Consider the following 24,925-nt stretch of genomic DNA (forward strand, 5'->3'; position numbering starts at 1 on the left):
AAAACATATGTTATCCTGCGCGCCCTCGCAGGGTGCCCGAATCCATCGCCCTGTTTTTATGATTGATCAAGTAATACAGCGAGTGACCAAGAGAACGTTATGGCAGCCAAACCCGTTTACAAAGTGATATTCCTTAACCAGGGTCAGGTTTACGAAGTATTTTGCTCGGCGATTTACCAAAGTGAGATGTACGGTTTTATTGAGATTGAAGAGTTTGTCTTTGGTGAGCGCAGCGGGCTGTTGATCGACCCGGCAGAAGAAAAGCTCAAAAATGAATTTGCTGGCGTAAAACGCTCCTACATTCCGATGCACGCCATTGTGCGTATCGATGAAGTGGAAAAAGAAGGCCCAGCCAAAATTATCGATATTAAAGGCGGTGCGGATAAAGTCACTCCTTTTCCCTACGCCGGATTTATGCCAAACCCCAACTTAGGGGAATAATAAACAGGCGAGTAATTTTTTCATTTCATCCTACACTTGCCTAATAACCCCATTAGGCAAGTGTTATGTCAAAACCCTCCAGCGTTTCCGATTCATTCCTCACCACCAATCTGTCATCCACTGATTTATTTTTAGCAATAGATCAGGGCGGTCAAAGCAGCCGCGTTGCGGTTTACACGCACACCGGCCAACACATCTGCAGTTATTCCGCTGCTTGCGCCACGCAGCATCATGTTGTGGACGATGTTGTGGGCGATTCTACGTATCCCCATATTGAACAAAACCCCGAGGAAATTCTGTCCGGCATTCGCGAGTGTTTGCACAACATCCAACAACATTTGGGCGATGATATAAAACGCATCAAGGCTGCGAGTTTTGCAGGGCAGGGCTCATCGCTTTTATGTTGGGATAATAAAACCGGTGAAGCGCTTACACCGGTATTGAGCTGGCAAGATATTCGCGGCGAGCCCTATTTAAATGCCGTTTCGCTCTCGCATACACAAGCACAACAATTAACGGGTTTGCGTGTGTCGCCACATTACGGCGCAAGCAAAATGCGTTGGTGTCTGGACAATAATGTACGTGTTGCGCAAGCGCAAAAAAATAATCGCCTCAGTATTGGGCCGATTGTCAGTTATTTTTTTTGGCACTTGCTAGAGGGCGATTCCGCAGGTCATAAAAATACCCTTGTCGATCCCGGCCACGCGCAGCGCACGCTGTTATGGAATTTGCAGCGCAACGAATGGGATCAATCGCTATTGGATATGTTCAACATTCCGCGCGCAGTATTGCCGCAATGCCTTTATCACAATAGCCACTTCGGCAACCTAAAACTGGGCGATCATTTAATTCCTTTCACCGCCAGCGCACGCGACCAAGGCGCATCACTTTTTGCACGCGGTTTACCTGAACCCGATAGTGTGTACATTAATATCGGCACCGGCGCGTTTATCCAACGCATGAGCGACAACCTGCACGCGCCAGACGGTTTGCTTATCAGCCCGTTATGGTTTCCGTATGAAGCCAATTTTTCGCAAACGTTTTTATCATCACCTACGCAAGTTGCATCGCCAACCTGTTATGCATATGAATGTGAACATGAGCCAGTGCACAAACCCCTCTACGCATGGGAGGCAACCGTAAACGGTGCAGCGTCTGCAATAGGTTTTATAAAAGAACAAACCGGTGTGGATATTACGCCGCAAAAAATGGAACAAGCGCTGTTATTAAATCCGGCAGGTGATTGTTATTTTTTAAATGCTGTGGGCGGATTAAGCGCACCTTATTGGCGAACGGATTTGCAACCGCAGTTCAGCAAAACATTATCGCCAGAGCAAAAAATTCTCGCGTGGATTGAATCGGTTATTTTCCAAATTGTTATCAACGTGCAATTAATGAATCAGTTGGGCGCAACCAAAAAAATCATCATCAGCGGCGGCTTCAGCAAAGCCGACGCCGTCTGCCAAAAAATTGCCGACCTCACCCACGCCAACGTCCACCGCAGCGACAACCCGGATGCCACCGTACAAGGTGCCGCCTGCATGGCCGCCGGTTTACCGCAAAGCTGGAAGCCTCCACTACAAGAAGACATATTCACCCCACAACCAAACCCGGCACTGCAACAGCGTTTTGCAATATGGCAACGGGCGATGGGGGAATGGCTAAACATCTAAAAGCGCCTGCACCAACACACCGGTTGCGTGCGTGTAATAACGTGTAATATGATCTGGCGCAATAAACCGCATAGTCTTTGCGGTTTCAGTCATAGGAATGACCACAGCAGTATCGGCAGAGTAGGGAAAGCACTATGGAATTTTGGATAAGCTCTGACTTGGCTGCTATGGAATTATGGACATTAAAAAGCATTTCTTTTTACATCGTCATCTGCCCCTAATCTCCTCGCTTCTCTCCTGCAGTTTTAATCAGCTCAAATGTCCACGTAAAAATTCCACCGCAATTTATTTATATGCATTTGTAGGTTAAGGCGGGTCGCGCAGACTGAGCTTGCGAACCTCAACAGAGTGAAGGGCGGGAATGTGCTCAAAGCGCAATTTAAAATATTTATTTGGATAGATACATTGGGTAATGCTACCCATGAGGAATAAAAAATTGACAACAACACATATTGAAAGGCTTCATTTAAAAAACTTTAGACAATTTAGTGAGCTGGATGTTGAGTTTAATCGTGGATTTAATTTTATCGCCGGCCCTAATGGTTGCGGAAAAACCTCCATTCTTGCAGGAATTTCTCACTGCTTTAATCACAGCTCAATTCAGTACTCAAGATTCAAAGAGGGTGCCGAATTTTGGACGGACTTAACCGTTGTCGGAGCAAAAAAGAGAATTGGGCTTGCGAAAAATTCCATTAGTGTTCAGGGATATAGAAAGCAAGAAATAAAGTTATGGATTGCACCCGAAATTGAAAATGGCCGAGAGTCTTTTTCAGTGCATCAGTCGACAGATAAATTGAATGGTTTTTGCCCTCTGTTTATTGGTACAGAAAGAAGTATTAAGTATCAAGAAATAAGGGGACTGACCAGAGAGGCTACTTACGAAGCGCAGATAAAACAATACTCCTCGAATGGTACAAAGTCATTGTATGGAGAAAAGGCAAGCAACATTAAACAATGGTTTATTAATCGTTATTTTATAATTGATAAAGAATGGGCAAAAGAGGAGAGGACTAACTGGGCTCATATGATTGCATCACTTCCATTGCTGGCCCCATTTAACAGTAACTTTTCTTATGTTGAGACAGGTAGAGATCTAGAACCAATTTTTTCCATTTATGGAGAGAAATGTTACATAGAGGAGCTTTCTGCTGGCTTTCAAGCAGTATTGACTATTATTGCTAATATATTCGAGTGGATTGAAGGAACTAGAAAAGAAGGAGAACGGATTGCAGCTAAGGCAACAGGCACTGTATTGATAGATGAGCTAGATCTTCATCTTCACCCTGAGTGGCAATTTACGTTGAGAAATGGATTGGTAAATCTATTTCCAAATATACAGTTCATCGTTACAACACATTCGCCACACTTGCTTTCTTCTGCTCAAGAAAATGAAGTTCTTATAATGACAAGAAGCCCGAGTCAAAGTGAGTACCGATTAAAGCCGAGTCCGAAGAAGTTCTCAGGTTGGAATACAGATCAAATCCTATCAGAAGTAATGGGGGTTGTGAGTTTAGACAACAAAGAATACGAAAAAGCAATTTCTTATGCTTTTGATATAGTTGAATCAGGATCTGTAGATAAGTTAAAGCAAGCGATTACCAATTTGGCAGAAATCGCACATCCAAGCGACTCAATATTGACGGTGCTGAAGGCTAAGTATGCGTCTATGGTGGCCATACAATGATTAAGTTAAGTCGCAAGTCCAAACCAGACATACTTGCTCACAATGAGAGCCAATGGACATCTGAGTTAATTAATGCTGTTTCTGTCAATGGAAGTTACTCAAAAATCTCAAAGGAAGAAAAGCAGAAGCTACTTGTTCATTACAGGCACCAAGATATTAAAAATAGCTTATTCGATAGTTCATTTCAGAAATGTGCTTTCTGTGAAACCAAGCCAGGAGAAAGTGGAAATATCGAAGTTGAACACTTTGCTCCGAAATCAATATATCCAAATCTGGCTTTTCAATGGGAAAACTTTTTACCAGCTTGCAGAAGATGCAACGGAAGTAAAGATGATCACGACACTATTATAGCGCCGATAGTTAATCCTTATGATGTAGATCCAGACGAGGTCTTCCACTACAAAGATATTAAAATCTCTGCAAATGACAACCCCTACAAGGAGATTGGAGAATTAACCATAAAGGTGTGTGGACTAAATTCTGTTCGATTGATGAAGCCTAGAGCAGATATCTTGGTGAGCCTACATGACTTTAGTGAGTCATTAAATCTTGCGATAAATGATTATATGCAGGCTGATACTGATATTAAACGAGCACATAGAAAGAGACGGATAAGGGAAGCTTTAGAAACCATAGAGCTCTTGTCCAACCCTTCTGAAAGGTTATCAGGTTTTTGCAAAGATTATCTTCGAAAATGTGAATCATTTCATCAGGCAAAGAGAATTATCGAAGAGCAAGAGGAATAATGTGTATGCGCTGGGCCCTTTTTTCTTAACTTTAAAACAGCAGCAAGATAGACTGCCCAATGGCCTAATCTCAAACTTCCGCTTTTGGCCGTTAGCAGCCTCATGATAAAAAATAACGTTATCGAAATAAATTAGGAATTAGCTTTGAAAGAAGACATTCTTGAACAAATTGTGGCGGATTGGTTTGTTTCACAAGATGGTTGGTTTGTGAAGCATAATGTTAAATTTCGTCCATCGAAGGATGATGAGCAATACAGCTCAAAACAAGATTCTGTTCATTCCGATATCGATATATTGGCTTTTTCACCAATTAAAAAAGGCAGTGAACGTGTTTCTGTTGTTACTTGTAAATCGTGGCAAAGCGGGTTTGATGCTAAAAAGTGGTTGGCTGTTCTTGAGGGTGAGGCGGAATATAACGAGCGCTCGCAAGATTTTCAAAAGCGGGAAGGGTGGAAGTATTTCAGGGAATTGGTCTCCACCAAGTGGTTATGTGCTTTCCTCAAAACCCTTCAGGATCAAACAGGTCAAACTTCATTTACTTATTATATTGCCGTGACCAAGTTGCGCGGCAGAGATGCGCAGGAATATCGTGAAAGACTCGAAAACTCTAAAGTTCTGAAAGATCGCTTTTTAAAATATGGTGCTGAAATAAATATCAAAATTATCACTATGGATGAACTTGTTACTCACATATTGAATCGATTTAGTGGAAAGGAAACTACAGTTGTTGAATCAACCGATATAGGGCGGACATTGCAATTATTAAAGGCTGCTGAGGTGCTTAAGGCTGAAAGTGAGTAGCGGTAGGTTGGGCAGTCATGCCCAACAAATCTATTCAATGATCAAAAAATTTTGGGCATAGCTGCCCAACCTACATGAACAATTACCTTTGCATTGAAGAAAGCCCAAGATTGAACATCGCTCTTCACAAGGAAAGAAAATGAAAATACTTCCTTTTTTAATGTTAATCCTCTGTTCTCACTTCGTACTCGCCAATGAACCATGCTCATTGGCGGATATAAAGCTCACTGAAGATTCGCCGCAAGCAGAGAGGTTGTTTTATACCGGTACTTGTCATTACAGAAATGAGCAGTACGAAAAGTCAGTAGCATTATGGAAAGAACTTTCTCTGTTGGATGATATTCCTGATGAATATGTCGAGTTGCAAATTAGTGCGCTTAGCAATTTGGGATATATGTTGTTTTTTGGTTACGGGGTTAAGGAAAATAAAACTGAGGCTATTGATTATTGGAATAGGGCGGTTGCATTAGGGCATACAGAGGCGGAGTACCATTTGTGTCATGCTATTGCAGACCATTTTGCCGACCTCGGGAAAATGGTCGAGTTAGGCTCGGGCACCAGCGTGAGATTGATGATGTAATGCTTACCCAGTACGCCTGTTATCTCATCGCCCAAAATGGCGATTCAAGAAAGCCACCAATTGCTTTTGCGCAAACCTACCTTGCTATGCAGACCCACTGCTAAGAAAATTTTCGAGTAGCTGAATCATCCATTTTGAGTTGGTATGGGCAAAGGCGTGAAAATTGCCCATGCTGCAATTTGTTGTATATCATGCAACCAAACCCGTTCTTATCCCTCCTTTGGTTAGCGTCTTTTTATGCCTTTTAATTTTGATCAAATCATTTCCCGCGAAAATACCGACTCCGTAAAGTTTGATGGCCGTCAGCAATATTTTGGTACTACCGATGTCAGCCCGTTATGGGTGGCGGATATGGATTTTGCGGTGCCGGATTGTGTTGTGCAGGCGTTGCAAGCGCGGATTGCGCATCCGGTGTTTGGGTATTCGCTTTATCCTGAAAGTTTGTATCAGTCGATCATCGATTGGTTTCAGCGCCGTCACCAATGGGAAATCAAACGCGAATGGATTGTGTTGGCACCGGGTGTGGTGCCTTCTTTGTTTGCGGCGGTGCAAGCGTTTGCGCAGGAGGGCGAGGGCGTTATTGTGCAGCCGCCGGTGTATTTTCCGTTTTTTTCAGCGGTCACCACGAATAACCGCCAACTGGTGAACAACCCGCTGCGCGAAGTAAATGGCCGTTATGAAATGGATATTGACCATTTGGAAAGCTGCGCAAAAAACGGTGCGAAATTATTGTTGCTGTGTACGCCGCATAATCCGGTGGGGCGTGTATGGACTGAGCAGGAATTGCAGCAGGTGTTGCAAGTCGCGCGCCGCTATGACCTGACTATTCTCTCGGATGATATTCACTGCGATTTACTGTTCTCCGGTGTAAGACACACTATGCTCGGCCGCCTTGCACAACCGGGCGATAAAATTATCACCGCGATTGCGCCGAATAAAACGTTCAACATTCCCGGTTTGGGATTATCGGCGTTAGTGATCCCTGATGAACAACAGCGCACTGCAATGAAGCGCGCGTTTGAAGCGCTGCATGTGGGCAATTACAACCCGCTCAGTATCACCGCATTTGAAGCGGCCTATCGCGGGGGAGATGCTTGGTTGGATGCGTTGATGGCCTACCTTGAAACCACACGGGATTTTGCGGCGGACTTTATCGCCCGTGAAATTCCGCGCATCCGCATGATCAAACCCGAAGCAACTTACTTGCTGTGGTTGGATTGCCGCGGGCTGGGTTTGAGCGATGCAGCCCTGCGTGATTTTTTTGTCAAAACCTGCAAAGTCGGCATGAACCCCGGCACGGTGTTTGGTGAGGGCGGTAGCGGTTTTATGCGCATGAATATCGGCACACGGAAGGACGTTATTGTGCAGGCGCTGGAAGCGATCCGCAGCGCGTGTGAACGCATGCCCATATAACGGGAATCTGCATTACGGCTCTGCGTTATAAGCGCAGGGCTAATGGCGAATCCCCCTGACCAGCCAGATGGGCACGACGGGTTTTCTCATTCTTGTTTGGTTGTTTTTTATCCAGATTTGGATGGAAGTTTTACGTGCTTCATGTACAATCCGCCGACTTTTTTCAGGCTCTTTTCCGCCTCCTTCACTGCGCGAGACTTTATGACTGTTAATACCTTCGACCCTTCACAGACCACCACCTTGGAAACCCCGGCGAAAACCCTTGCAAGTCAAGCGGTTGGCGGTGCCAACAAGGGCAATACCATTGGGTTTGTGTCGCTCGGCTGCCCTAAAAATCTGGTGGATTCCGAGCGGATCCTGACCCAGCTGCGCATGGAAGGCTACAACATTGTGCCGACCTATAACGATGCCGATATGGTGATTGTGAACACCTGCGGGTTTATCGATAGCGCGGTGCAAGAGTCATTAGGTGCGATTGGTGAAGCCTTGGCCGAGAATGGCAAAGTGTTGGTGACGGGTTGCCTGGGTGCCAAGAAAGACGAAATCATCCAGATTCACCCGAATGTATTGGGCGTTACTGGCGCTCACGCCTATGAAGAGGTGCTGTCGCAAGTGCATGAGCATTTGCCGCCATCGCCCCAGCACAACCCCTTTACTGACTTGGTGCCGCCACAAGGCATCAAACTCACACCGCGCCACTACGCGTACCTCAAGATCTCTGAAGGTTGTAACCATTCCTGCAGCTTCTGCATCATCCCCGATATGCGCGGGAAATTAGTGAGCCGCCCCATTGGCCAGGTGATGGGCGAAGCGGAGCGCTTGGTCAAGGCGGGCGTGAAAGAGTTGCTGGTGATCTCGCAAGATACTTCGGCCTATGGTGTTGATATCAAACACCGCACCGATTTCTGGGATGGTCGCCCGCTCAAGACCGATATGTACCAGCTCGCGGCAGCATTGGGCGAGCTGGGTGTGTGGGTGCGCTTGCACTACGTGTACCCGTATCCGCACGTGGACAACATCATTCCGCTGATGGCGCAGGGCAAAGTATTGCCGTATCTGGATATTCCATTCCAACACGCAAGCCCGACACTGCTGCGCAAAATGCGTCGCCCGGGTCAGGTTGAAAAAACCCTGGAGCGCATCAAAAGCTGGCGTGAGCAAGTGCCTAATCTCACCATCCGCTCCACCTTTATTGTGGGCTTCCCCGGTGAAACTGAAGAGGATTTCCAACAATTGTTGGACTTCTTGCAAGAGGCGCAATTGGATCGCGTGGGTTGCTTCCAATACTCGCCGGTTGAGGGTGCCAAGGCGAATGAATTGCCCGATCCGGTGCCTGATGACATCAAGCAAGAGCGTTATGACCGCTTTATGCAATTGCAACAGGCGATTTCAACTGAACGTTTGAAACAAAAAGTCGGTCAGACCTTACAGGTGTTGATTGATGAGGTTGACGACGAAGGCGCGATTGGCCGTAGCTTTGCGGATGCACCAGAAATTGATGGCTGCGTGTATTTGAACGGCGAAGAAAACGTGAAGCCGGGTGATTTGGTGAATGTATTGATTGAACACTCGGACGAATATGACCTGTGGGGCGCGAAAGTGTAAAGCGAGCATGCCCGCTGTCTGAAAAATCCCCCATTTGCGCACGCAGTGGGGGATTTTTTTATGCGTTGTCTTTACGCTTTGCCCTACACTGAACAGATAATTATGAGTGCAGTAAAACAATCAGAGGTTGTTGTCCACTTCCCCTATCCTGAGACAGACATAACTGGAGTTTTCTGAGAATATTACCTCAGGAGGCCATTATGAAAAAATCACGATTTACTGAAACCCAGATATTCAGCATTCTCAAAGAAGTGGATGCAGGAGTGAAAGTAGAAGCAGCTTGCCGTAAGCACGGTATTAGCAACGCGACTTACTACAACTGGAAATCAAAATACGGCGGTATGGATAACTCTGAACTTAAACGCATGCGCGAGCTTGAAGAAGAAAACGCCAAGCTGAAAAAAATGTTTGCTGATGTCAGCCTTCAAAACCAGGCGATGAAGGAGTTATTTGAAAAAAAGGGTTGGTGACAGCAGAGAGGAAAAGTTGCGCCCGGGCCCTGGTTGAACGCGGTCTTGATATTGCCAGTGCTTGCAAGTTGGCAGATATCAGTCGAGCCAGTTACTACCGCTCTGAAAGCGACTGGCGTAAGCGGGATGCTGCTGTCATTGATGCGATTAACAACGAACTAAAACGCTCACCGCAAGCAGGTTTCTGGAAATGCTACGGTCGCATTCGCCACAAAGGTTATCTGTTCAATCACAAGCGCGTATATCGTGTGTACTGCCAGATGGGCCTGAATTTGAAACGTCGTGTTAAACGTGTATTGCCTAAGCGAATTGTTCAACCGTTGGTTGTTGTTGCGCAAGCTAATCATCAATGGGCATTGGATTTTATGCACGATAGTTTGTATTGCGGCAAACGCTTTCGTACATTGAATATTTTGGATGAAGGAACGCGTGAGTGTTTGGCCATTGAAATAGATACATCATTACCGGCTGAGCGTGTGGTTCGCACGCTGGAGCAGCTCAAGATTGAACGTGGATTACCAACACAATTACGTGTCGATAATGGACCTGAGCTGATATCGGCAAGGTTAACGGATTGGTGCGAAGAAAATGATATCAAGCTTGTTTATATCCAACCGGGCAAGCCGCAGCAAAATGGTTTTGTTGAGCGTTTTAACGGTTCTTTCCGGCGCGAGTTTTTAAATGCGTATTTGTTTGAATCGTTAACACAGGTGCGTGAAATGGCCTGGTTTTGGCGAATGGATTACAACGAGGAACGAACACATGAAAGCCTTGGTCATTTACCACCAGCCGCTTATCGAGCACAACTGGAAAACTCTAGTTTAGAAATGTCTCATTAATGGGGGAGTGGACATTGTGATGACAGATGTGTTGCATTTAGTTGAGGAAAACCGGTTTGTTATCCGCCATGAAGGGGATGAAGCGGTATTGGCCTATCGCTTATTTACCAATGCGGGCATAGAGGCAATTGATTTTTACAGTACGTTTGTCCCGCCTGCGTTTCGCGGGCAGGGCTTTGCCGAAAAGCTGGTGCGAACGGGTTTGAAGTGGGCGAAGGAGCGGAACTTTGAATTGCATGCCAGTTGTTGGTATGTCGCAAAGTTTATCCGCTAATCTTTTACGTAAATGAAAAAGGGATTCTGTGTGAAAGTGAAAAATGGTTTTACGTTGATAGAAATGATGGTGGTGGTAGCAATTATCGCCATTATTGCACTCATGGCAATGCCAACACCTGACCCTACCATCAGCCGCCGTCAGGTGACCGAATCGGTTGAGTTAATCAGTGATTATAAAAAACTGGTCGAGTTTTATTACAAAAGCGCCAATGTGTTTTTAAAGAATAATCAGGAAGCCAATATTCCTCCCCCCGATAAACTGCTGGGTAATTATGTTGACCGTATCGATCTAAAAGATGGCGCATTTCATCTGCGTTTTGGCAACAAGGCACACCCGGAATTAAAAGGTAAAACACTGAGTATCCAACCGATAGTGGTAAAAGACTCTCCCGAAAGCCCCATTTCCTGGAATTGTGGCAAAGCAGAAGCTCCGCCCGGTATGCAAGCAGTAGGTGAGAACAGGACGGATATTGATATTAAACATTTGCCGCTGAACTGCAGAATTTAATCCGTAAATACGACGAGGCCAGAATGGTTCATTTAGAAAAAGATAACAGCGGTATTTATCGCCAAAAAATCCGTATCAATAACCACGAACTATTTGCTGATGTCAAAGCAGATGTGGGCGGTGAAGACAGCGCACCTGATCCACACGATTTGCTGGATTCTTCATTAGCAGCGTGCACGGCAATTACACTGACCATGTTTGCCAAGCGCCGTGGTATGCCATTGGAGTCAGTCAATATTGATGTTGAGCGCGATAGCTCAAAAGAAAAATCGGGCGAATATAATCTGGCGATGAATATTCAATTTGTGGGGGATTTAAGTGATGAACAGCGCGCGCAATTATTGGGTATTGTAGAAAAATGCCCGATCCACAAATTGCTTTCGCACGCGACTATTAATATCAGCACTACAAGTAATATCAACCCTACAAGTGAATGAATGTGTTGTGACTGTGTGTTTTAAATATGTATTAAAAAATCCCGCCGAATAAACCGGCGGGATTTTTTTACCTGATTACTCAGGTCTGTGGTTGGTAAGCAGGAAAATCAGAATATCCGCGTTCGTTTCCACCAAACAGTGCATCGGGAATGAGCTGTGCTAATGGCCAGTTGTTGGCCAGGCGCGCAGGCAAATCTGGGTTGGCAATAAACGGGCGGCCAAAGCCAACCATATCCGCATAGCCTTGCTGCAAAATAGCCTCGGCTGCATCTTTGGTGTATTTGCCGGTGACAAAAATCGCGCCTTTTTTGAAGTTGTTGCGCAAGCGAATGCGAAATTCTTCAGTGACTTGTGGTGCATCGTCCCAATCGGCTTCTGCGAGATGTATATAAGCAATACCTTGCGCCTGTAAAAATTGCGCCGCTTTTTGAATGGTTTCCAAAATTTCCGGGCAGTTCATACCGCGTGCGGTAATAAACGGAGCCAAACGGATACCAACGCGCTCTGCACCAATTTCATTGACGATTGCTGTAACCACTTCTTGTAAAAAACGTAAGCGGTTTTCTTGCGAGCCACCGTATTCATCGGTGCGCTGGTTAGAGGTAGTCCGTAAGAACTGATCAATTAAATAACCGTTTGCTCCGTGAATTTCCACCGCATCAAAACCGGCTGCCATCGCGTTTGCGGCAGCATGGCGATAATCCTCCACGATCTGTTTGATCTCATTTTGCGTTAATGCGCGTGGGGTGGGGCAATCCAGTTTTTCGCCGCTGTGTTTTGCCTCATCGTAAAACCAGATTTGCCCTTGAAAAGGTACTGCAGAAGGCGCTACCGGAAGCTCGCCATTGTGAAACACGGGATGCGACATACGCCCCACGTGCCACAGTTGGTTAATTATTTTTCCATTGTTTGCATGCACTGCCGCAGTGACTTTTTTCCAACCCTCGGTTTGTTCTGTTGAATAAATGCCGGGCGTAAATGAGTAACCTTTTCCCTGCGGGGAAATTTGTGTGGCTTCGGTGATGATTAAACCCGCACTTGCGCGTTGGGCGTAATAGGTCGCCATTAAATCCGTGGGGATGTCACCCGGTTGCGCGGAGCGGCAACGTGTCATCGGCGGCATCAGTATGCGGTTGTTGACGGTGAAATTACCTACGCTAAGTGGAGTGAACAACAGTGTATCGCTCATAGCTATTTTCCTGATTCTCGTTTGCCGTGTTGAATGTCAATGTTGGTTTTACGCTGGCCAATTTTCTAACACAAGCTTGCCAATGGTCGTGCCTGATTCCAATTGCGCGTGTGCCTTGCGCAGGTTTTCGGCATTGATTGGGCTCAATACGTCGGTAACGGTGGTAATGATGTGCCCTTCATCAATCAGTGCTGCAACCCGGTTGAGTAAATGGTGCTGTTCAATCATATCGTCGGTGTTGTAGAGCGAACGTGTAAACATAAATTCCCAGCTGAAACTGACGGATTTATTTTTCAGTAGGTTTAGATCCAGGTTGCTACTGGTTTCCACAATCGAACAAATATGCCCCTGGGGTTTAATTGCATCTGCCATGTTGCTCCAATGCTGGTCGGTGTTGTTCAGGCAAAAAATATAATCGACATGATGAATGCCTTGCGCCTGCAGTTGTGCAAGAAACGGTTTGTGGTGATCGATAACCACATCGGCGCCCAATTTTTTACACCAATCCGAGGATTCGGCGCGCGATGCTGTTGCTATGACGGTGACATTGGTAAGTGCTTTGGCCAGTTGGATGGCAACCGAACCCACGCCACCGGCACCGCCAATAATCAGTAGGTTTTTTGCCGGGTTATTTTTCCCTTGGGGAATCTGCAGGCGATCAAATAATCCTTCCCATGCGGTAATCGCGGTGAGAGGAATAGCCGCTGCTTGCGCGCTGCTGAGCGATTTTGGTTTATGGCCTGCAATACGCTCATCGACCAATTGGAGTTCACTGTTGCTGCCCGGCCGCGCAATGCTGCCAGCATAGAAAACCGGATCGCCCACCTTGAACAGGGTGACATCCTCACCCACAGCGACCACGCGTCCCGCGGCGTCCCACCCGAGAACGCGGTAGTGTTCCTCTACCTTGGGTTTGGGCGCTCGCACTTTGGTATCCACCGGGTTTACCGATATCGCCTCAACTGCCACCAGAATGTCATGACCGGTTGGTGTGGGCGCATCGAGTGTGACATCGAGCAGGGATTCGGGGTTAGAGATGGGTAAATAGGCTTTAAGGGCAACGGCTTTCATAAGGAATCGCTCCAGTGAGTAGTTATCTGTAGCCAGTGTAGGCATTGGATATTATTTTGATAATCGTTATTCTGTTTAAATGACTGTTAAATAATTTTTGATAATGGGTGATTTGATGCCTAAAGCCTATTCCCTTCAGGATTTGGAATTTTTTCTGCGTGTGGCTGAAAGCGGCAATATGAGCGAAACCGCGCGCCAGATGAATATCACCAATGCGGCAGTGTCAGCGGCGATCAAGCGCCTGGAGCTTGCGTTGGATGTTAATCTGATTGAACGAACTACACGTAGCCTGCATTTAAGCGCGGCAGGGCAGAGCCTGATTCCTTATGTGCAGCAAGCCTTGGCAGTGTTGGATGACGCCGAGTCGGAACTGCGCAACCTGCAAACGGCAGTGGCTGGGGAGATCAGTGTGGGGCTGCCGTCTGATTTGGGGAGGCATTTATTGCTGGATATTTTGGATGAATTCCAGCAGCAATTTCCGCGCGTGAGTTTGCGGCTGGATTTTTCCGATTTTATGCAGGATTTGTATCGCGATAATTTGGATATGGTGATTCGCTACGGCGAATTAAAAGATTCCTCGCTTGTTGCACGCAAATTATGCGACAACCAGCGCATATTGGCGGCATCGCCTGCGTATATCGCCCGTATGCCGCCACTGGACTCATTGGAAGATTTGGTCCATCACAATTGTTTGTATTTTTATCGCAATGACCGCCCTTACAATCAGTGGATTTTTTATCGCGATGGAAAAACGATTGAAATCCCCATCCAAGGCAACCGTCACACCAATGACGGTGAAGTCGTGCGGCGTTGGGGGCTTGCAGGGCAGGGTATTGTGTATAAATCGGCGCTTGATTTGAGCAACGATATTGCACAGGGCAGGTTGGTGAAATTGTTAGAAGGTCAATACCAAGGGCAACTGACGCCGGTTTATGCGGTCTATAAACAACGTAAGTACCAGCCTTATCGGTTAACGGCACTGCTTAATCATTTTGAAAACAAATTGAAACAAAAAATTATCTATTAAGAGTATTTCATCATGACACTATTAATTCCGCCGCGTACACAGGACATTGGTTTTACCGTCAAACGTTTATTGCCATCGCGCATCAAGCAACGTGTTGGCCCATTTATTTTTGTCGATCACATGGGGCCAGCGCATTTTGAAGCGGGCACTACCGCAGGCGATGTGCGCCAGCATCCGCATATTGGTCTGGCAACGGTCACCTATTTATTTTCCGGTGCCATGATGCACCGCGATAGTTTGGGAAGCGTGCAACGCATAGAGCCGGGTGCGATTAATTTAATGACCGCAGGTAAGGGGATAGTCCATTCCGAGCGCTTGCCTGAGGATATTCGCGAGCAGCATGACACTGTTGAAGGTATCCAAACCTGGTTGGCATTACCAACAGCCGTTGAAGATTGCGATCCCTCATTTGCGCATTACGCGGCAGATGAAATTCCATCGGTAAATTTACCTGCACTGAGTGCGCGTGTTTTGATTGGAAGTGCATTTGGTGTTGAATCGCCGGTAAAAACAGCGAGCAAAACAACTTACATTGATCTATCGCTCGGCGCAGAAACAAAATACCAACCGGATTTTCCGCAGCAGGAATTAGCGATTTATGTCGCATGGGGAAATGTGACCGTGAACGATGAGCCTGTGCCGGAATATCACTTGGCTGTGTTGGATGAACACGCGGTTATTTCCACGGTAAGCGGCGCGCGCATTTTATTGCTGGGTGGAGAACCTTTGGATGGTGAGCGATTTATTTTGTGGAATTTTGTTGCATCATCGCGTGAAAAAGTTCGTGCAGCGGGTGAGCGTTGGACAAACGGTGGTTTTGAAATGGTGCCCGGTGAAGTTGAGTGGATTCCATTGCCAACGATGAGTTAGGCGTTGTTACCACCCCCCTTTGAAAAAGGGGGGCAGGGGGGATTAAAAAATTACGAAATCGCTTTATCCACAATCACCTGTGCTTCTGCAATCAACTGCTGCAGGTGTTCTTTGCCTTTAAAGCTTTCCGCATAGATTTTATAAATTTCTTCCGTACCGGATGGGCGCGCCGCGAACCAGCCGTTTTTACTCATCACTTTTATGCCGCCGAACCCGACATTATTGCCCGGTGCATTGGTGAGGATGTTTTCAATTTTATCGCCCGCCAATTCAGTGGATGTAATTTGCGCTGGCGATAATTTTGACAAGGCTTTTTTCTGTGCGGTATTGGCTGGCGCTTCTACCCGTGCTTCCGCTGCATGACCAAATTCATCCGCGAGAATTTTGTAACACTCGCCAGGATCACGGCCAGTTTTGGCTTTTATTTCAGCGGACAATAGCGATGGAATAATGCCGTCTTTATCGGTAGTCCATACACTGCCATCAATGCGCAAGAATGACGCGCCGGCGCTTTCTTCACCGCCAAAGCCGAGTGATCCATCGAACAAGCCCGGAGCAAACCATTTAAAACCGACGGGCACTTCGTATAAGCGACGCCCAATTTTTTTTGCCACATTGTCGATCATCGCGCTGCTGACAACAGTTTTGCCAATCGCAGTATCGGCTTTCCACAACGGGCGGTTTTGAAATAAATATTCAATAGCAACCGCGAGGTAATGGTTGGGTGGCAATAAGCCGCAGCTGGGCGCAACAATACCGTGACGGTCGTGGTCGGCATCACATGCGAATGCGACATCAAATAAATTGCGACGATCAACCATGCCTTGCATGGTGTAGGCAGATGATGGGTCCATCCGGATTTTTCCATCCCAGTCGGCCGTCATAAATGAAAATGTTTTATCGACTGCGGTGTTCAGGACTTTCAAGTTCAACTGATAATAATCGGCGATCGCGCTCCAAAAATTCACGCCGGCTCCACCGAGTGGATCTGCGCCCATGTGCACATTGGCTCCACGAATTGCATCCATATCAATAACGTTAATCAAATCTTTAACGTAGTTGTGTATGTAATCGTGGTGATGGGTAGTCGCTGATTTAATTGCCTGGTGATAATCCATGCGTTTTACATCGCGCAAATTATTTTCCAGCAATTCATTGGCGCGCGCTTGCATCCAGTTGGTGATGTCGCTGTCAGCAGGGCCACCGTTGGGCGGGTTGTATTTGAAGCCGCCATTGTCGGGCGGATTGTGCGATGGTGTGATCACAATGCCATCGGCCAAGCCAGATGTGCGGCCACGGTTGTAGGTGAGGATGGCATGGGAAATGGCTGGTGTTGGCGTATATTCGCCATCTTTGGCGAGCATGATTTCCACACCATTGGCAGCCAATACTTCAACGGCGCTGATTTGAGCTGGCTCGGAAAGTGCGTGAGTATCTATGCCCACATAGAGCGGCCCGGTGATGCCCGCTTGGGTGCGGTAATCGCAGATGGCCTGACTGATCGCCAATACATGGTTTTCGTTAAAGCTGGTATTGAACGATGAGCCGCGATGCCCCGATGTACCAAAGCTGACACGTTGTTCAGGAATGCCTACATCCGGTTTGTTGCTGTAATAGGCATCAATTAATTTGGGCAGGTCTACCAGCAATTCCGCGGGTAAAAGTTGTCCAGCCAGTGGGCTTGTGGGCATAAAAACTCCTGTTCGACTCGATTCTGCAGATGAATTACAAAGCGCTATAGTAACTCGCTTTGATTTCATTTCTCTATTTCATTTCTCAGTTCATTCATCTGCGAATACAACAGGCGTGCAGGCTGCAAACCAAACGAGCGCGAAAGACAGGCGCAATCCTTAGGCAACTAATTTTTTGCTGTCATCGAGTATTAAATTCCGATAGGTCTGGACAAAATCGTCAGCATTTCGCGTGGCACCTGTGCCGTTATCAAAATGCGCTGCCCAGAGTGTGGCAAGACTGGCGAATTCAATAGGTTTTTGGAGGTCGATACCGGTGCGGCGGTAAATCATCCACGCCATGCCGGTTGAGTAACCCAGATTGGTGATGAGTTCGTTGTGAGGGTTTTTTAAAAATTGTTGCTGGCTGGCCATGCCACGCTGGAGTGATGCAAGCTCGGGAAATTGCACCAGATATTGGTCCCATAATTCCCGATGTTTTTCTGCTGTGATCCGATAGATTCCCAAACCGTTTGTTTTTTGACAGAAACAATGTTGTCCCAATAACGACTCCTGTGCAGCAGTGCCAAGCAGCAGGTTTTCAGCGGTATCAGAATCGTCATTAAGCAGTTGCAAGCAGGGTCTAATAACCAGCTCACGCAGTTCTTGTACAGCAATACCCATAACAACCTCAATACGCCCCATTTTTGTCACAGCAGTGTCCTAAATTGTCAGCATTTATTGCCAACAGTACGGATTTACTCTCTGTAGTACCGTTTTTGCGGCGCGTCTGGTGTCAAAAATACGGTACATCGCATATCCAGCATAAGTCGCGCCAGTTTCATCTTTTATGAGGTTTTTGTTGTTTGTAGTTGTGTGTAGTTGTGTGTAGTTGATTGAAGTCATGTCTCGTTGCATCCCCATTTTCTGCCAAAAGCACAGCTATACTCGTTATTAATAGCAACGATAAATATTCATAAATAGATAGGGTTTTTTATGCGTATTGGCATCCCGAAGGAAGTGAAAACAGGTGAAAACCGTGTGGCCCTGACACCAGCAGGTGCTGCGGAATTACGCAGGGCAGGGCACAGTGTTTATGTGATGAAAAATGCTGGCAGTGCTTCAGGGTTTAGTGATGAGTCTTACCAACAGGCAGGGGCCTTGTTGGTGGATTCATTGGAGGAGGTTTATGCCAGCGCAGAATTGGTTGTTAAAGTGAAAGAGCCGCAAACGGAAGAGTTTGCGCTATTGAGTGATCGTCATATTTTATTTACCTATCTCCATCTTGCTGCCAGCCGTTCATTGACCGAAGCATTGTTGTCCTCTGGTGCGAGTTGTATCGCATACGAAACGCTTGCAGATGCCCAAGGGCGATTGCCACTGTTGGCACCTATGTCGGAAATTGCCGGGCGTATGGCTGTGCAGGCGGGCGCGCATCATTTGGAAATGGCGCAGGGCGGAAAAGGGGTGTTATTGGGTGGAATTCCCGGTGTTACACCGGCCAATGTATTGATTTTGGGAGGCGGTGTAGTCGGTGCCAATGCCGCTGCCATGGCGGTTGGTTTGGGAGCACAGGTGCGCGTTATGGATACCTCCATTGCGCGCTTGCGCTATCTGGATGATCTTTGGCGTGGCCGGGTGATCTGTGAGTACGCAGTGCAAGAGCGAATAGAGGCTTACGCACAGGATGCAGACCTGGTTATCGGGAGCGTATTAAATACCGGTGCCAGTGCGCCCAAGCTACTTGGCCGCGAATCGATCAAGCAAATGGCTAAGGGGTCTGTTTTGGTGGATGTGGCTATCGACCAAGGAGGATGTTTTGAGACCTCCCGCCCAACTACGCATCATCATCCTACCTATGTTGAAGAGGGAATAATCCACTACTGTGTTGCCAATATACCCAGTGCCGTTGGGCGCACGGCAACACTGGGTTTGACCAACTCGACACTTAGCTATATTTTGCGCCTCGCTGAATCAGGCTTGGCAGCATTGGCAACTGATGCCGGGTTTCGCGCTGGGTTGAATATCCATCGCGGCCAATTGATGCACGCTGCTGTGGCAAAGGTATTTTCGCTGCCTTTTACGGACGCAAGCCGTTTGTTGGATAAAGAATAATCACCTCGCGGTAAAAAAATGGATAGATTCGGCACAAGAATATTCTTGATCTATACTCAGGCCTGAGTAAGCCGAGAATGCCTGTACGGGGCTTGCCCGCCTCACATTCACATAACGCCTACCCACAAACGAGAACAGTCCCGGAAACCCAAGGTTAATGAGAGATAAAGCGCCTTCCTTTTTTAACGGCATCTCTTTCCAGCTTGCCAAAATCGGCATTATTCTGGCATTCGTTCTGAGCTTTTTATTGAGTTCGGTACAGCTATATCTGGATTTTTTGAATCAGGAAAAAGAACTCAAAACCCTCATTGATCGCGTTGTCCAAGTTGCGACTCCACCTGCTGTCCGCTCGGTATCCACATTAGATGATGAACTTGCTTACGAGGTCGTAAACGGGTTGTTGCGCTACGGCTTTATTTATGAAGTCGTTATTTATGATGATACGGGCAACGTATTGGCACAGGGCAGTAGCACCCGTCCGGAAGTCAATACGCGGTGGTTGACCAATAAAATTACTGACAACACGCGCGAATACACCACCAATTTATTATTGCCAGGTTACAGCGACGGCACGTCCGGCAGTATTCGTTTTTCAGTGGATATGGATTTGGCATTGGAAGGTTTTTACAACCGCTCCAAAACCGCATTGATGACGGGATTACTGCGCAATATGTTTTTGGTGTTGCTGCTTTTTGTGGTGTTCTATTACACGCTGACCAAACCACTGGTGCGTTTGTCCCGCGAAATTAATAACATCAATCCCGATCATCCGGGCGTTAATCGCCTCACGCATTTGCCCCCCCATCGCAAAGATGAATTGGCGCAGCTCATCGCCAGCTCCAATCAATTGTTGGATATTGTTGAACTGTCACTGGCCAAGCGTCGTGCAGTGGAATTGGCACTGCGCAAAAGTGAAGAGCATTTACGCCAAATTATTGATCACCTGCCGGTCATGATCGGTGCGCGCAATATCGCTGGTTATTATTTGTTTGCCAACAAAGCACTGGCTAGCGAGTTGGGTTACACGCCTGACCAAATGCGTAATTTGCATGTGCGTCAATTGCTTAAAAATTCAGTGTTTGATATCGATACCATGCTCGCTAATGATTATCGCGTTATTCGCGGTAACGAAGAGCTTGATGTCATTGAAGAGCGATTTGTCAGTGCAACGGGTAAGCAATTATTTTTACAAACGCACATTATGCCGCTGGCTTTTTATGATGAAAAAGTGGCTCTGATTGTATCGGTTGATATTACCGAACGTAAAAACGCGCAGGCAAAAATGGAATTCATGGCGCATCACGATGCGCTCACCGGTTTGCCGAATCGCCTGCAATTAGTGGAACGATTGGAACACGAATTGCGCCGCGCAGAGCGCCATGGTTATTTCGGGGCAGTATTATTTATTGACCTTGACCAATTCAAAACCATCAACGATTCATTGGGGCATCCAGTTGGCGACAAGGTGTTGGAAGTAGTTTCCGAACGCTTGCAACAGTCTGTGCGTGAAGAGGATTTGGTGGCACGTTTAAGTGGCGATGAATTCGTTGTGGTACTGACGGTGCTTGACCAGAATATCGAAACAGCCGCTTTGCGTGCTGGTGAGATCAGCGAAAAAATCCGCACAATTATTTCCCAGCCTTATATCTACGACAACATGGAGTTGCGTGTGACCTGCAGCGTGGGTGTTGTTGTGTATCCGGACAAAAATAATTCAGTGCATGAATTATTGCGCTATGCCGATACGGCGATGTATCAGGTAAAAGAAAAAGGCCGTGACTCGATTGAATTTTTCAACGAAGAAATGGCCGATAAAGTCAGCCGCCAATTGACGATGGAAGGCGATCTGCATCGTGCGCTGGAAGAGTCACAATTCGAGCTATATTATCAGCCCAAAATCCATATCCAAACCGGACGTGTGGATGGTGCAGAGGCTTTGTTGCGTTGGAATCACCCCACTAAAGGGATGATATCGCCCGTCGAATTTATTCCGGTATTGGAAACCTCGGGTATGATTATCGATGTGGGTCAATGGGTGCTGGAGACGGCATGCAAAACTCTGGTGAGATGGCAGCAAGCCGATTTGTGGCGGCCCGGTATGCGCATGAGCATCAACATCAGCCCGCGCCAGTTCCGTCGCGCCGCGTTTGCGGATGATGTACTCGCAACCTTGGCAGAATATCCTATTCCTACAGACTCTCTGGATATGGAAATTACAGAAGGTATTGTTATCCAGCGCGTTGATGATGCCATCCAAACGATGACAACATTGAGCGAAAGGGGCATTAGTTTTTCATTGGATGATTTTGGTACTGGCTATTCTTCTATCAGTTATCTCAAGCGTTTGCCTGTGACTACATTGAAAATCGATAAAGGATTTGTGCGCGATATTATCGATGACCGCAACGACCGTGTGCTGGTGGAAACTATTATTACCATGGGGCGCTTGTTGGATATGGAGCTGGTTGCTGAAGGTGTTGAAGAAGCAGAGCAGCTGGCGATTTTGAAATCCTATGGTTGCGATTATTATCAAGGTTACTTGTCTAGCCAAGCCGTTCCTTTGGAAGCATTTGAGGAAATTTTAACGCGCGATAAATAACACAATAGGCAATTAAAATAATCTGCCGAGTAAATAAGGCACCGCAGTTTCTACACGCATGATCCTTTCGCCTAAATGAACTGCATCAAACCCGATTTTTTTCAGTAACTCAATCTCATAATCAATAAAACCACCTTCAGGTCCTACTGCAAGGCTCAGTGAGTAATCAATGGAGCGCGGGCATTCTGTTTCGGTATAGGGGTGCGCAACCAACGCAGTCGTGCCTGCAATAATGCCTGGCAAATCGTCTTCCACAAACGGTTTAAAGCGCTTGTGTAAATGCACCTTGGGCAATTGCGTATCGCATCCTTGTTCCAAACCTAAAATCAATTGTTCGTGAATTGCTTCTGGTTCCAGGAATGGCGTTTGCCAATAACTTTTTTCGACGCGATACGAGTTAATCAGATGAAGTTCTTTCACGCCTAACGTCGATATGGTTTGGAATATACGGCGTAACATTTTTGGGCGCGGTAATCCCAATATTAATGTTAATGGCAGTGGTGGTGGTGGTGCTTGTGTTACCTCTAACTCCAGCACTACTTCTGTCGCAGAGATACTGAGCAGTGTTCCTTTGCCAATGAGCCCATTTAGCATTCCTACTTTATACGTCTCACCTGTTGTAGCGCCGTGTATTTCGCGGATATGAGAAAGCCGCCGTGCATCGCGAATGACTGCTTGGGTGGGTGATAGTAGATCGCCCTGTGTGAGTAGGATCAAGTTCATACGCAATAGCAGAGGTAAGTGACAACAAGCATCCGGCAGTATTTGCCAAGAGTGTTTACTGTGACGCTATGGAAAAGAAAAGTCTGGAATTGAATGGCGTCCCCGGCGGGAATCGAACCCACATCATACGCTTAGGAGGCATACGTTCTATCCAATTAAACTACAGGGACGCACCGCACATGCTGTGCGGCGCGGATTATATAGGGTTAGGCGAAAAACATTAAGCCTTGGCGACAGTATAGGACGAGGAGTATTGGGTTTTTGCACCTTGCGCATTATAAAGTGATGGTGCAGTGCCTTTGCCGCGCAAAAGCCCCAGCAGATGATTCACTGTTTGTTGGGTGCGTCCAACCAGTTTGCCGTTAATGTCATTCATTTTTTGGCAATCTTCAAATTCACTGATGACCAGTTTCCATTCATCGCGCAAGGATAGTGTTGCGGCGTTGCGTTGCAGAAATAAATCCCAGCCGTTGGCATTGGTAGGTAATCCAAGCGTGTTCAATATTTGTTGGCGTTGTTTGGCATTGGTATTGAGCTGATCAACAAGCACAATTTTTTGGTCAACAATCTGCTGCAGTTCATTCAATTTGCGTTGTTCGAGCAGGTTGCGTTCATCCACAAGTAATTGTTTGAGTTGTGAAACAGCAGCGGCATCCTGCGCAATCATCTGGCGCAGTGCATTGATATCGAGAGACATAGCAACCTCTTCATTTTGTGATGGTACAAATTTGCGGGTGCAAATTGGGTGGCGCAAAACCGGTGGAGACAGATAAGAAAAGCGTCGGGGATACGCTTTTTTCAAGTGCCTTCGCCGCTACTCCGGGCGTGTTAGCCCAGCAGATCCTCTTGGTTGAGCATATTTTCAGCAATGCGCTCAGGATTAATTTCAAAACGACCTTCAGCAATGGCGCGTCTGATTTCGGCAACCTTATCCATATCGACATCGGGTGCGCTGTTGATTTTGGTTTGCAGGCGACCCAGGTTTTGGGCTTCCTGACTCAGTACAACCTGATCACTCGCGCTGGGCGCAGCAGGAGTAGGGCTGGAAGCTTGGGTTTTTGCTTCTGGTGCCGGAGCTGCGGGCTTGCTGCGAGCACCTTTGGTGCCGACAGAATCCAGATTGTTGTTGGTGTTAAGGTTCATTTTGTTTCCCCTATTGCTACCCTTGGCCTAAAAACCAGTAGTAGCGATTAACATCAGTAATGTCGCGGTTGCTATACGTGACAGGCGAGAGTTTTAGACTCTCTGATCTGGTTATCGACCAAACCCTGCCTAACTTTAGCAATTATTCGCACTAATTTAATAAAACATTCACTTAAAACGTCCGCACAGTCCCTTGGCTAACCACGATACCGCTGATAATCCGCTCGGATGAGTTATTACGGACTCTGATCTTTTGTCCCACACGGCCATCTGCCATGGCAGTACCGGCGCTACTGACTTTGATACTGCCAGCGAGTGACTCCAGGCTCACAAGTTCACCGCGTTTGACAACTGTTGGAGCATCCAGAAGCGCCGTTTTGAAGGGTTCACCCTGGCTGATATTGCGCTTGGCTTGTTTACCAATAATGTCGTCAGTTGTTACCAAAAATGCTTGTCTGATACTGCTGATATTGACGAGGTGTGTAGCTACGTGGCTTTGATTAATTAATTCGCCACGGGCGATGCTGCCTTGTGCAACCGGTATTTCCCGGTAGATGCTCACTTGTGCCGGTATATGAACCGACCATTTTTTGCCGCTTTCGCATTCCGCTTTGACACTGATGTTGCCGCCATTGCCGGTACTATCCTGAAGGGTGAAGGCAGGTGTGGATTCACATCGGGCGAGGCGCAAGCGGTTATCGAGATTACTTACATTGATATCAATGCGTTCATGTGGAGTAGTTGAGTAGGTTTTCGCAAGGAATTGGGCAACATCTTGTTTCAGTTGATGCAGTGGATAAACGGGTGCCGCAGCGAGATTAATCGAGTAGAAAGACAAAATGACCCATGCGGCAATTGTGCCGTGGGTCTGGCGCGAAACGCTTCGTAACAAAGTTCGATAAAAACTTCTATAAAAACTAGGAAGTTCCATATTTTGTCCTATCCTCAAGGGTAAGAACCGGGTGTCAGATTGAAAACAAAGAGTGACTAAAGTCTGACGCTTTTTTGCCGCTAAACTGCTTTACAGGTATCAAAGCAAATAGTG

At 46.8% G+C, this 24,925-nt stretch carries 24 protein-coding genes and 1 tRNA gene; 16 read left to right on the top strand and 9 right to left on the bottom strand.

Translation table 11 applies throughout. From position 1 onward, the window contains the following. Positions 1-99 precede the first annotated feature (99 nt). The 12 genes from VC28_RS04725 to VC28_RS04785 all read left to right on the top strand — a co-directional run bounded on the left by VC28_RS04725 (position 100) and on the right by VC28_RS04785 (position 11,473). Positions 100-441: a DUF1820 family protein gene (locus VC28_RS04725; protein ID WP_049629635.1), complete on the top strand. Its 342-nt coding sequence runs from the start codon at positions 100-102 to the stop codon at positions 439-441. Between the two features lie 65 nt (positions 442-506). After that, positions 507-2,114: an FGGY family carbohydrate kinase gene (locus VC28_RS04730; RefSeq protein WP_049629636.1), complete on the top strand. Its 1,608-nt coding sequence runs from the start codon at positions 507-509 to the stop codon at positions 2,112-2,114. A 436-nt stretch (positions 2,115-2,550) separates the two neighbouring features. Next, complete coding sequence (locus tag VC28_RS04735; protein WP_082191660.1) at positions 2,551-3,798, top strand: AAA family ATPase; 1,248 nt, start codon at positions 2,551-2,553, stop codon at positions 3,796-3,798. Then, on the top strand, positions 3,795-4,544 hold the full coding sequence (locus VC28_RS04740) for an HNH endonuclease family protein (RefSeq protein ID WP_049629637.1): 750 nt from the start codon (positions 3,795-3,797) through the stop codon (positions 4,542-4,544). The genes VC28_RS04735 and VC28_RS04740 overlap by 4 nt, the downstream gene beginning before the upstream one ends. A 144-nt stretch (positions 4,545-4,688) precedes the next feature. Beyond that, positions 4,689-5,345: a hypothetical protein gene (locus VC28_RS04745; RefSeq protein ID WP_049629638.1), complete on the top strand. Its 657-nt coding sequence runs from the start codon at positions 4,689-4,691 to the stop codon at positions 5,343-5,345. Between the two features lie 139 nt (positions 5,346-5,484). Next, the gene (locus VC28_RS19695) at positions 5,485-5,925 is read left to right on the top strand and encodes a tetratricopeptide repeat protein (protein ID WP_053094153.1); all 441 of its coding nucleotides are present in this window, start codon (positions 5,485-5,487) and stop codon (positions 5,923-5,925) included. 237 nt (positions 5,926-6,162) lie between these two features. Then, positions 6,163-7,338, top strand: coding sequence for a MalY/PatB family protein (locus VC28_RS04755; protein ID WP_049629639.1), 1,176 nt, complete (start codon positions 6,163-6,165; stop codon positions 7,336-7,338). A 201-nt stretch (positions 7,339-7,539) separates the two neighbouring features. Next, the gene (gene rimO / locus VC28_RS04760; protein WP_049629640.1) at positions 7,540-8,943 is read left to right on the top strand and encodes a 30S ribosomal protein S12 methylthiotransferase RimO; all 1,404 of its coding nucleotides are present in this window, start codon (positions 7,540-7,542) and stop codon (positions 8,941-8,943) included. Between the two features lie 200 nt (positions 8,944-9,143). After that, a protein-coding gene (locus VC28_RS04770) for an IS3 family transposase (RefSeq protein ID WP_156184284.1) occupies positions 9,144-10,252 on the top strand; the annotation gives its coding sequence in 2 pieces (ribosomal slippage) (positions 9,144-9,405 and positions 9,405-10,252; 1,110 coding nt in all). Positions 10,253-10,271: 19 nt separating this feature from the next. Then, entirely contained in the window at positions 10,272-10,526 is a 255-nt protein-coding gene (locus tag VC28_RS04775) for a GNAT family N-acetyltransferase (RefSeq protein ID WP_049629643.1), read from the top strand. Between the two features lie 30 nt (positions 10,527-10,556). After that, positions 10,557-11,036: a pilin gene (locus tag VC28_RS04780; protein ID WP_049629644.1), complete on the top strand. Its 480-nt coding sequence runs from the start codon at positions 10,557-10,559 to the stop codon at positions 11,034-11,036. Between the two features lie 23 nt (positions 11,037-11,059). Next, a complete protein-coding gene (locus VC28_RS04785; protein ID WP_049629645.1) occupies positions 11,060-11,473 on the top strand; it encodes an OsmC family protein in 414 nt (137 codons plus the stop codon). 79 nt (positions 11,474-11,552) lie between these two features. Here VC28_RS04785 and VC28_RS04790 read toward each other — a convergent pair whose 3' ends face one another. After that, positions 11,553-12,662 (bottom strand): alkene reductase, encoded by a 1,110-nt coding sequence (locus VC28_RS04790; RefSeq protein ID WP_049629646.1) that lies wholly within the window; start codon positions 12,660-12,662, stop codon positions 11,553-11,555. 48 nt (positions 12,663-12,710) lie between these two features. Beyond that, on the bottom strand, positions 12,711-13,733 hold the full coding sequence (locus VC28_RS04795) for a zinc-binding alcohol dehydrogenase family protein (protein ID WP_049629647.1): 1,023 nt from the start codon (positions 13,731-13,733) through the stop codon (positions 12,711-12,713). Positions 13,734-13,848: 115 nt separating this feature from the next. Between VC28_RS04795 and VC28_RS04800 the strand changes: the two genes are divergently transcribed. Both VC28_RS04800 and VC28_RS04805 read left to right on the top strand, forming a co-directional pair. Further along, on the top strand, positions 13,849-14,760 hold the full coding sequence (locus tag VC28_RS04800; RefSeq protein ID WP_049629648.1) for a LysR family transcriptional regulator: 912 nt from the start codon (positions 13,849-13,851) through the stop codon (positions 14,758-14,760). 12 nt (positions 14,761-14,772) lie between these two features. Next, the gene (locus VC28_RS04805; RefSeq protein ID WP_049629649.1) at positions 14,773-15,630 is read left to right on the top strand and encodes a pirin family protein; all 858 of its coding nucleotides are present in this window, start codon (positions 14,773-14,775) and stop codon (positions 15,628-15,630) included. 50 nt (positions 15,631-15,680) lie between these two features. Here the strand turns inward: VC28_RS04805 and pgm are convergent, their stop codons facing one another. Together pgm and VC28_RS19265 are read right to left on the bottom strand one after the other, a co-directional pair. Next, positions 15,681-17,321, bottom strand: a complete 1,641-nt coding sequence (gene pgm, locus VC28_RS04810) for a phosphoglucomutase (alpha-D-glucose-1,6-bisphosphate-dependent) (RefSeq protein WP_049629650.1) — start codon at positions 17,319-17,321, stop codon at positions 15,681-15,683. A gap of 159 nt (positions 17,322-17,480) precedes the next feature. Then, entirely contained in the window at positions 17,481-18,014 is a 534-nt protein-coding gene (locus tag VC28_RS19265; RefSeq protein WP_156184286.1) for a hypothetical protein, read from the bottom strand. Between the two features lie 282 nt (positions 18,015-18,296). Between VC28_RS19265 and ald the strand changes: the two genes are divergently transcribed. Both ald and VC28_RS04825 read left to right on the top strand, forming a co-directional pair. Next, positions 18,297-19,415, top strand: a complete 1,119-nt coding sequence (gene ald / locus VC28_RS04820) for an alanine dehydrogenase (RefSeq protein WP_049629651.1) — start codon at positions 18,297-18,299, stop codon at positions 19,413-19,415. 157 nt (positions 19,416-19,572) lie between these two features. After that, positions 19,573-22,014, top strand: coding sequence for a putative bifunctional diguanylate cyclase/phosphodiesterase (locus VC28_RS04825; protein ID WP_049629652.1), 2,442 nt, complete (start codon positions 19,573-19,575; stop codon positions 22,012-22,014). 12 nt (positions 22,015-22,026) lie between these two features. Here the strand turns inward: VC28_RS04825 and VC28_RS04830 are convergent, their stop codons facing one another. The 5 genes from VC28_RS04830 to flgA form a co-directional block, all read right to left on the bottom strand. Beyond that, the gene (locus tag VC28_RS04830) at positions 22,027-22,737 is read right to left on the bottom strand and encodes a 16S rRNA (uracil(1498)-N(3))-methyltransferase (protein WP_049629653.1); all 711 of its coding nucleotides are present in this window, start codon (positions 22,735-22,737) and stop codon (positions 22,027-22,029) included. A gap of 94 nt (positions 22,738-22,831) precedes the next feature. After that, a tRNA-Arg gene (locus tag VC28_RS04835) sits at positions 22,832-22,907 on the bottom strand. A gap of 50 nt (positions 22,908-22,957) precedes the next feature. Next, positions 22,958-23,434, bottom strand: a complete 477-nt coding sequence (locus tag VC28_RS04840) for a flagella synthesis protein FlgN (RefSeq protein ID WP_049629654.1) — start codon at positions 23,432-23,434, stop codon at positions 22,958-22,960. 131 nt (positions 23,435-23,565) lie between these two features. Further along, on the bottom strand, positions 23,566-23,880 hold the full coding sequence (flgM, locus tag VC28_RS04845) for a flagellar biosynthesis anti-sigma factor FlgM (protein WP_049629655.1): 315 nt from the start codon (positions 23,878-23,880) through the stop codon (positions 23,566-23,568). 172 nt (positions 23,881-24,052) lie between these two features. Next, complete coding sequence (gene flgA, locus VC28_RS04850; RefSeq protein ID WP_049629656.1) at positions 24,053-24,811, bottom strand: flagellar basal body P-ring formation chaperone FlgA; 759 nt, start codon at positions 24,809-24,811, stop codon at positions 24,053-24,055. Positions 24,812-24,925: the final 114 nt, after the last annotated feature.

It is taken from the genome of Cellvibrio sp. pealriver (assembly GCF_001183545.1).
In the GTDB taxonomy this organism is placed as follows: domain Bacteria; phylum Pseudomonadota; class Gammaproteobacteria; order Pseudomonadales; family Cellvibrionaceae; genus Cellvibrio.

Excerpts from the sequence above, each read along its gene's own strand:
- VC28_RS04725 (WP_049629635.1), top strand. The coding sequence starts at position 100 with ATGGCAGCCAAACCCGTTTACAAAGTGATATTCCTTAACCAGGGTCAG.
- VC28_RS04730 (WP_049629636.1), top strand. The coding sequence starts at position 507 with ATGTCAAAACCCTCCAGCGTTTCCGATTCATTCCTCACCACCAATCTG.
- VC28_RS04740 (WP_049629637.1), top strand. The coding sequence starts at position 3,795 with ATGATTAAGTTAAGTCGCAAGTCCAAACCAGACATACTTGCTCACAAT.
- VC28_RS19695 (WP_053094153.1), top strand. The coding sequence starts at position 5,485 with ATGAAAATACTTCCTTTTTTAATGTTAATCCTCTGTTCTCACTTCGTA.
- VC28_RS04755 (WP_049629639.1), top strand. The coding sequence starts at position 6,163 with ATGCCTTTTAATTTTGATCAAATCATTTCCCGCGAAAATACCGACTCC.
- rimO (WP_049629640.1), top strand. The coding sequence starts at position 7,540 with ATGACTGTTAATACCTTCGACCCTTCACAGACCACCACCTTGGAAACC.
- VC28_RS04775 (WP_049629643.1), top strand. The coding sequence starts at position 10,272 with ATGACAGATGTGTTGCATTTAGTTGAGGAAAACCGGTTTGTTATCCGC.
- VC28_RS04785 (WP_049629645.1), top strand. The coding sequence starts at position 11,060 with ATGGTTCATTTAGAAAAAGATAACAGCGGTATTTATCGCCAAAAAATC.
- VC28_RS04790 (WP_049629646.1), bottom strand. The coding sequence starts at position 12,662 with ATGAGCGATACACTGTTGTTCACTCCACTTAGCGTAGGTAATTTCACC.
- VC28_RS04795 (WP_049629647.1), bottom strand. The coding sequence starts at position 13,733 with ATGAAAGCCGTTGCCCTTAAAGCCTATTTACCCATCTCTAACCCCGAA.
- VC28_RS04800 (WP_049629648.1), top strand. The coding sequence starts at position 13,849 with ATGCCTAAAGCCTATTCCCTTCAGGATTTGGAATTTTTTCTGCGTGTG.
- VC28_RS04805 (WP_049629649.1), top strand. The coding sequence starts at position 14,773 with ATGACACTATTAATTCCGCCGCGTACACAGGACATTGGTTTTACCGTC.
- pgm (WP_049629650.1), bottom strand. The coding sequence starts at position 17,321 with ATGCCCACAAGCCCACTGGCTGGACAACTTTTACCCGCGGAATTGCTG.
- ald (WP_049629651.1), top strand. The coding sequence starts at position 18,297 with ATGCGTATTGGCATCCCGAAGGAAGTGAAAACAGGTGAAAACCGTGTG.
- VC28_RS04825 (WP_049629652.1), top strand. The coding sequence starts at position 19,573 with ATGAGAGATAAAGCGCCTTCCTTTTTTAACGGCATCTCTTTCCAGCTT.
- VC28_RS04830 (WP_049629653.1), bottom strand. The coding sequence starts at position 22,737 with ATGAACTTGATCCTACTCACACAGGGCGATCTACTATCACCCACCCAA.
- VC28_RS04840 (WP_049629654.1), bottom strand. The coding sequence starts at position 23,434 with ATGTCTCTCGATATCAATGCACTGCGCCAGATGATTGCGCAGGATGCC.
- flgM (WP_049629655.1), bottom strand. The coding sequence starts at position 23,880 with ATGAACCTTAACACCAACAACAATCTGGATTCTGTCGGCACCAAAGGT.
- flgA (WP_049629656.1), bottom strand. The coding sequence starts at position 24,811 with ATGGAACTTCCTAGTTTTTATAGAAGTTTTTATCGAACTTTGTTACGA.